The sequence below is a fragment of the Jatrophihabitans sp. genome (genome assembly GCA_036399055.1).
In the GTDB taxonomy this organism is placed as follows: domain Bacteria; phylum Actinomycetota; class Actinomycetes; order Mycobacteriales; family Jatrophihabitantaceae; genus Jatrophihabitans_A.
On record DASWNX010000020.1, the window covers coordinates 112,328 to 118,856 of the forward strand.

Below are 6,529 nucleotides of genomic sequence, written 5' to 3' on the forward strand. Positions count from 1 at the left end.
GGCGCCAGACTGAGGCCATGAGCATCTCCAGCGAACACCCGTTCCTGCCGCCGGAGGCTGAACGCAGCCCGATCCGGCGGCTCCGCGGCCGGTTGCCGTCGCCGGTGACGCTGTGGACCGCAGGCTCGGGTGAGGACCGCTCCGGTCTGACGGTGTCCTCGCTGCTGGTGGCCGACGGCGAGCCGGGTTACGTCGCCGGTGTGCTGGACCCGCTGTCGGAGCTGTGGGACGGCTTGCGGGGCACCGGCGTCGCGGTGGTCACGCTGCTCAGCTGGCAGCATCAGCGACTGGCCGACGCCTTCGGCTACGTCGCGCCCGCGCCCGGAGGGCCGTTCCGACTGGCGGAGTGGACCCAGACCGACTGGGGCCCGGCGCTGCAGGGCGCCGGCGGCTGGGCCGGTTGCCGGCTCAGCGACCGGCCGCCGGTTCAGCTCGGCTGGGGCCTGCTGGTGCAGCTGGAGGTGGCGCACACCGAGTTCGGGGACGAGCAGCCGCCGCTGATCCACCGACGTGGCCGGTACCTCACGCTAGCCCCGGAGCGCGGCGCCCGCGCCCCGGCCGACCCGCAGTCATTCGGCTAGACCTTGGGCTTGTAGAAGGCCAACAGGGCGCGCCAGGTGCGGGCGTCGATGACTCCGTTGGCAGGCAGGCCGTGCCGGACCTTGAACCGGTTGACCGCGCCCACCGTGGCAAGGTCGTAGTTGCCGGTGACCGGCTTGTTGAAGGCGCGCTGGACGGCCGAGATCGGCCCGCCGCGCATGCCGGGGAACGTCGTGGCGCCGGAGAACGTGACCAGGCCCTGCATGGCCACCGAGGAGCGCGCCGGGGCGAGGACCTGGGCGTAGCGGGGGCACCGGTTGGGGTTGTGGGTGCCGTAGTTGCCGGACCAGTTCAGGTCCCGGGGCCGGCAGGGCCCGTAGTCAGTGGCGGCGAAGACGTGCCGGCTCCAGAAGGACGTCCGGCCGATGGCGCCGTTCCAGGACAGCGAGAAGTGCACGTGGTTGCGGTGGCAGGAGCTGTCCAGCGCCGGCGACGGGGTGCTGGCGCAGTTGTGGTACGGCTCCCACTTGCCGCCGCTCCAGGTGCTCCAGATCTTGTTGTTCCAGATGATGTACATGATGCCCATCCGGCGGGCGTTGGCGAACTTGTTGCCCCAGCGGTCGGTGCTGAGCAAGAAGGTGATCACGGAACTGGCCTGCGCGGCCTGGGTCTTGTCGCGAACCGAGTTCATCCAGTCCAGGCCACGCGAGTCGTAGTGCTCGCTGGTGTCAGCGGTGCAGTCGCGGGGGTTGCCGAAGCTGGTGTTGGGGTAGGTCTTGACCAGCAGCCGGCCCAGGGCCAGGGTTCCCGGCCGCCAGACGGGCTGGCAGGCGACCTGCTCGACGTAGGGGGCCAGCGGCTCGATCGGGCTCAGCAGCCCGGCCGGCGCTTTCAGGCTCGGCACCGCGGCCGAGCCGGCCGGAGCGGTCGCAACCAGCACACCGCCGCTCAGCGTGAACGTCAGGAGCAGCGTGGCTGCCAGCCGGACGGGTTTGGCGAACAGGCGGAACACAGCAGGGCGGGGCATCGGCATCTCCACAGCAACGGCGTCTTCCGAGACTTCATGCCCGGGTTCTTTGCCTATCGGCGGGGTTGTCGGGCACTTGAAGGCTGCAGCCACAACTTCTGGTGTCCAAACGCGAAAGAGCCTCCAGATCTAGTCTGGAGGCCCTTGTGCGGGTAGCCCCGATGGGATTCGAACCCACGCTACCGCCGTGAGAGGGCGGCGTCCTAGGCCGCTAGACGACGGGGCCCTAGGTAGAACACGCTAACCACTGAACTGCCTGCTGCAAAAACCGTTCTTTCCAGCTTCTGCGCTGGGGTACCAGGACTCGAACCTAGACTAACTGAACCAGAATCAGTTGGGCTGCCAATTACCCCATACCCCACTACTACCCGTTCGAGTCGCCGAGCGGGCCGAGACGGAACTCTACCCGACGGCGGGCTCGCTCTGAAATCGGGCCTGGGTCGGCCTGTCGCACAGCGGCTTCGACGCCTGCGGCCGGCTAGCTCTGAGCGCTGCGCATCCGGGCCAGGGTGGTGTCGCGACCGAGCAGTTCCATGGACTCGAACAGCGGCGGCGACACCTGCCGGCCGGTCACCGCGACGCGCAGCGGCCCGAAGGCGCTGCGCGGTTTGAGTTCCAACCGCTCCAGCAACTCCACCCGCAGCGCCTCCTCGATGGCGGCGGTGGTCCAGTCGGGCAGCTGTTCCAGCGCCGGGATCGAGGCCGCCAGCACCGCCTGCCCCTGCTCCCCCAACTGCTTGGCAGCCGCCGCCTCATCCCGAGTGAAGTCCTGGTCTGTGACGAACAGGAAGCGCAGCATGTCCGCGCCCTCGCCGAGGGTCTGCACCCGTTCCTGCACCAGCGGCGCCGCGCCTGTGATGAGGTCGAGCTGGGCCTGGCTCGGCCGCTCGCCGATCAGCCCGGCTCGGGTCAGGAAAGCCTGCAAGCGCCGCGCGAAGTCCTCAGGGGTGAGCAACCGGACGTGGGTGGCGTTGATCGCCAGGCACTTCTTCGGATCAAAGCGCGCGGGGTTGGTCGAGACCTTGCTGCCGTCGAAGGCCGCGACGAGCTCGTCCGGGGAGAAGATGTCGCGATCCTCAGCGATCGACCACCCGAGCAACGCCAGGTAGTTGATGAGCCCTTCGGGCAGGTAGCCCTCGTCGCGGTAGCGGTACAGCGACGCCTGCGGATCGCGCTTGGACAGCTTCTTGTTGCCCTCGCCCATCACATAGGGCAGGTGGCCGAACTCCGGGGTGAAGTCGGTGACCCCGATGTCGATCAACGCGCGGTACAGCGCGATCTGCCGGGGCGTCGAGGGCAGCAGGTCCTCGCCGCGGATCACGTGGGTGATGCGCATCATCGCGTCATCCACCGGATTGACCAGCGTGTACAGCGGCTCGCCGTTGGCCCGGACCACCACGAAGTCCGGCACGGTGCTTGCCAGAAAGCGGATCTCGCCGCGGACCAGGTCGTTCCAGGCCAGCTCGCCGTCCGGCATCCGGAGCCGCAGCACCGGCTGCCTGCCCTCGGCCCGGAAGGCGGCCCGTTGCTCCTCGGTGAGCTCGCGGTCGAAATTGTCATAGCCGAGCTTCGGGTCACGGCCGGCCGCCCGGTGCCGGGCCTCGGTCTCTTCGGGGGTGGTGTAGGACTCGTACAGGTGCCCGGCGGCCAGTAGCCGGCCGACCACGTCGCGGTAGATCCCACCCCGCTCGCTCTGCCGGTAAGGCCCGTGCGGACCGCCCACCTCGGGGCCCTCGTCCCAGGTCATGCCGAACCACCGCAGGGTGTCCAGCAGCATCTCGTAGGACTCCTGAGTGTCCCGCGCGGCGTCGGTGTCCTCGATGCGGAACACGAAGCTTCCGCCGTGGTGGCGGGCGAATGCCCAGTTGAACAGGCAGGTTCGGATCAGGCCGACGTGCGGGACGCCGGTCGGCGAGGGGCAGAACCGGACGCGGATGCCGGAGCCGGTGGCCGGGCTCACCGGGCGCGGACCGGGTTGACGAGCTCGCCGAGTCCGTCGATGGCGATGGTCACCGTGTCGCCGTCGGTGATCCTGCTCACCCCCGCCGGGGTGCCGGTCAGAATCACGTCACCGGGGACCAACGTCATCACGTGGGACATGAACGAGACGATCGTGGCGACGTCGAAGATCATGTCGCTGGTGTTGCCGTCCTGCTTGGTCTGGCCGTTGACCAGTGCCCGGACCCGTGCGGCGCTGGGGTCGAAGCTGGTGTCGATCCAGGGCCCGATCGGGCAGAAGGAGTCGTAGCCCTTGGCCCGGGTGAACTGGACGTCTGCTCGTTGCTGGTCGCGGGCGGTGACGTCGTTGGCGCAGGTGTAACCGAAGACCGCGCCCAGAGCCTGCTCGCGCGGCACGTCCTTGGTCACCCGGCCGATCACCAGGGCGAGCTCGGCTTCGTGCTCGACCTGGTCGGAGTCGACCGGCAGCCGGATCACGTCGTGGGTGCCGATCACCGAGGTGGACGGCTTGAGGAAGATCAAAGGTCGTTCGGGGACGTCGCTGCCCAGTTCCGCGGCGTGCGCGGCGTAGTTACGTCCGACCGCGATCACCTTGCTCGGCAGGATCGGCGCCAGCAGCCGGACGTCGCCGATCGCGTACCGCTCTCCGGTGAACTCGATCGGGCCCATCGGGTGGTCCTTGATGACCGCGACGGTGAGGGACTCGAAGGGTGGGTTGGGGCCGGCCGCGGCCGGAGCCTCGACCACTCCCCAAGCGATTCCGCCGGTATGAACAAATCTCGCGATACGCACGGACAAGAGGCTACCGGCCGAGCGTCGGCGCCCGGCAGGACGGATGCCGGGCTGGTCAGCTTGGCTGGTCGGCGGGCTGGTCGGCTTGGCTCTCGGTGAGTCGGCGGGCTCTTGGTGGGCCAGCGGGCTCTTGGTGGGCCGGCAGGCTCTTGGTGGGCCAGCAGGCTCTCGGTGGGCCAGCGGCAAAGTACGGCGCCACCCGCCGGCGGGGTGGCGCATGACGGATACTCGAACGGTGAGCGACGAGCTGTATGCGATACCGCCGACCCGCCGGCGGCGGATGGCGCTGGCGCTGGCGCCCCTCGGTGTGGCGCTTCTGGTCACCGCGGTCCTGACGATCACGCTGGACGGCGCCGGTTGGAAGCTGGCCGGCCTGCTCGTCGCGGCGCTGGCCGTGGTGCTGCTCGGAGTCGCGTGGGGTCTGCAACGCTCGGCAGCGCTGAGCGAGGCCGCTGAGGCCGAGCAGCGACTGGACGCGGTGCTCACCGCCGCGGCCGGATCGAGTGGCGGGGCCTGCGGCTCGGCCGGTTCAGAAGGCGGCTCGCTCGATTCGGAAGGCGGCTCGGCCGGATCGAGCGCTGCCCCCTGCGGCACGACCGGGCTGGTCTGCGGCTTGGGCGGCGCGGACGGCGGCTGCGGCGCCGCTTGCTTGGCCCGCACCCGCTGAGCAGACCGCATCAGGGCACTGCCTGGCCTAGGCCCGGCGTGCTATCCGGCGCTGTCGGTAGAGGTCTTGGTCCGCCCGCTCGATCAGCTCCTTCAACGTGTCATCGGACCGTAGGCCACTAACGCCGAGACTGACCGAGGCGGGCGCGTCCTCCTCCGCCAACGCGGCGTTGACCCCTTGGAGCCGCAGGGCGGTCTCGCCTGGGGTGGTCCCGGCGAGCACGCAGAGGAACTCGTCTCCGCCGTAGCGGATCACGAGGTCGTAGGGCCGGAGACGAGCGTTCAGGGCACGCGCGACGCGCACGAGCACGCGGTCGCCAGCGATGTGGCCGTCGGCGTCATTGACCGCCTTCAGGCCGTCAACATCGACGAAGACCAGGGTCAGCGGCCTGTGGGTGCGCCGCGAGCGATCGACTTCCCGCTGCAGTTCAAGCAGGCCAGCACTGAGTGTGTAGGCGCCGGTGAGCCCGTCCAGAGAAGCGTGCGTGAGGTCGATAGTGGCCTGACCGCGATCGACGCGCGCGGTGTCTCGATCGTCGGCTGAGTGTCCGCGTCCGGCAGCATCCCAGCTGCGGTCGGCATAGGCGTGGTGGCGGTCGTCGCTGGCCTCGTGACGCTCGGCTTGTCCGCTCCCACGGTCAGAACGGGCGGTGCCGCGATCCCTTTCCGCATGCGTCCGCTCCGCTGCGCCGGCTTGGCGATCTAGCGCGGCCTGACCGCGGTCACTGGCCGCGTCGCGACGCGCCACGGCTGCCCGGAGCCTGGCTTGAGCACCGCCGGTCCGGGTCAGCGTGGGGACGGCCGACGCCGCCGACTCAGTGAGCAGCGCAGTGCGGTCGCGCTCCTCCGCATGCTGGTCGCGTTCGTTTGCGGCGGCATCGCGCAGTAGCGCAGCCTCATCTCGGCGGTCCGCTGCGCCGTCGCGGACGTCGCCAGCATCGTCGCGGCTTTGCGCGCCGTCGTCCCGGTCATTGCCGACCTGGTCCCGCCTGCTGCCAGCCCCATCGCGCAACTCGGCCGCTTCGTCGCGCCGGCCGGCGGCCTCGTCGCGTATATCCCCCGCCCGCCCTCGCGCGGCCGCGGACTCCACCGAACTGGGCTCGCCTGCTGCGGAGCGAGATGTCATGCGGGCCTCTCGGATTCACGGCGTCAGGGCATCTGCCGGCCCAGGCGTGCTGTGACGACTATCTCATGGTTCACCTGTGCGACGTTGGTTCACCTGTACGACGTTGGTTCACCTGTGCGACGTGCGGGTGACGATGCCATGCCCCGCCGGGGCGCCGCGAGCGCAGGCAGCAGTCGCGTGCCCAGCCGCGTCTAGGGTCGAGTTCTGTCGCTGGCGTTCGCGAGCACATGGACATTCAGTTGGCACATGGACAATTCAGTTGGCTAGTGCCTGTTGACGCGGTGGTTGCGTCTGGGTGTTTGGGTGGGGTCGATCCAGGCGGGCGGGATCCACTGGGGGTGGCCGTCGGTCATCTGACAGCTCCAGCCGGCGCGGTCGAACTCACGATGGTGATAGCCGCAGACCAGGGTGAGGTTGTC

Annotated in this window: 6 protein-coding genes and 2 tRNA genes; 2 read left to right on the plus strand and 6 right to left on the minus strand. The window is 69.6% G+C overall.

Features of this window, described 5'->3' with window-relative positions; all coding sequences use genetic code 11:
- The first annotated feature begins 17 nt into the window (after positions 1 to 17).
- Positions 18 to 581: a flavin reductase family protein gene (locus VGB75_08145; GenBank protein ID HEY0166998.1), complete on the plus strand. Its 564-nt coding sequence runs from the start codon at positions 18 to 20 to the stop codon at positions 579 to 581.
- Here the strand turns inward: VGB75_08145 and VGB75_08150 are convergent.
- The 5 genes from VGB75_08150 to VGB75_08170 all read right to left on the minus strand — a co-directional run bounded on the left by VGB75_08150 (position 578) and on the right by VGB75_08170 (position 4,318).
- Complete coding sequence (locus VGB75_08150) at positions 578 to 1,567, minus strand: peptidoglycan-binding domain-containing protein (protein ID HEY0166999.1); 990 nt, start codon at positions 1,565 to 1,567, stop codon at positions 578 to 580. The genes VGB75_08145 and VGB75_08150 overlap by 4 nt on opposite strands.
- A 153-nt stretch (positions 1,568 to 1,720) precedes the next feature.
- Positions 1,721 to 1,793 (minus strand) — tRNA-Glu (locus VGB75_08155).
- 63 nt (positions 1,794 to 1,856) lie between these two features.
- Positions 1,857 to 1,928: transfer RNA gene (locus VGB75_08160), tRNA-Gln, on the minus strand.
- A gap of 117 nt (positions 1,929 to 2,045) precedes the next feature.
- On the minus strand, positions 2,046 to 3,527 hold the full coding sequence (gene gltX, locus VGB75_08165) for a glutamate--tRNA ligase (protein ID HEY0167000.1): 1,482 nt from the start codon (positions 3,525 to 3,527) through the stop codon (positions 2,046 to 2,048).
- Positions 3,524 to 4,318, minus strand: a complete 795-nt coding sequence (locus VGB75_08170; GenBank protein ID HEY0167001.1) for a fumarylacetoacetate hydrolase family protein — start codon at positions 4,316 to 4,318, stop codon at positions 3,524 to 3,526. Before VGB75_08170 ends, gltX begins: the two co-directional genes overlap by 4 nt.
- 235 nt (positions 4,319 to 4,553) lie before the next feature.
- On the opposite strand from VGB75_08170, the gene VGB75_08175 reads away from it, so the two are divergent.
- A complete protein-coding gene (locus tag VGB75_08175) occupies positions 4,554 to 4,985 on the plus strand; it encodes a hypothetical protein (protein HEY0167002.1) in 432 nt (143 codons plus the stop codon).
- Positions 4,986 to 5,012: 27 nt separating this feature from the next.
- On the opposite strand, the gene VGB75_08180 is transcribed toward VGB75_08175, so the two are convergent.
- Positions 5,013 to 6,074 (minus strand): diguanylate cyclase, encoded by a 1,062-nt coding sequence (locus VGB75_08180; GenBank protein ID HEY0167003.1) that lies wholly within the window; start codon positions 6,072 to 6,074, stop codon positions 5,013 to 5,015.
- Positions 6,075 to 6,529: the final 455 nt, after the last annotated feature.

Excerpts from the sequence above, each read along its gene's own strand:
- VGB75_08145 (HEY0166998.1), top strand. The coding sequence starts at position 18 with ATGAGCATCTCCAGCGAACACCCGTTCCTGCCGCCGGAGGCTGAACGC.
- VGB75_08150 (HEY0166999.1), bottom strand. The coding sequence starts at position 1,567 with ATGCCCCGCCCTGCTGTGTTCCGCCTGTTCGCCAAACCCGTCCGGCTG.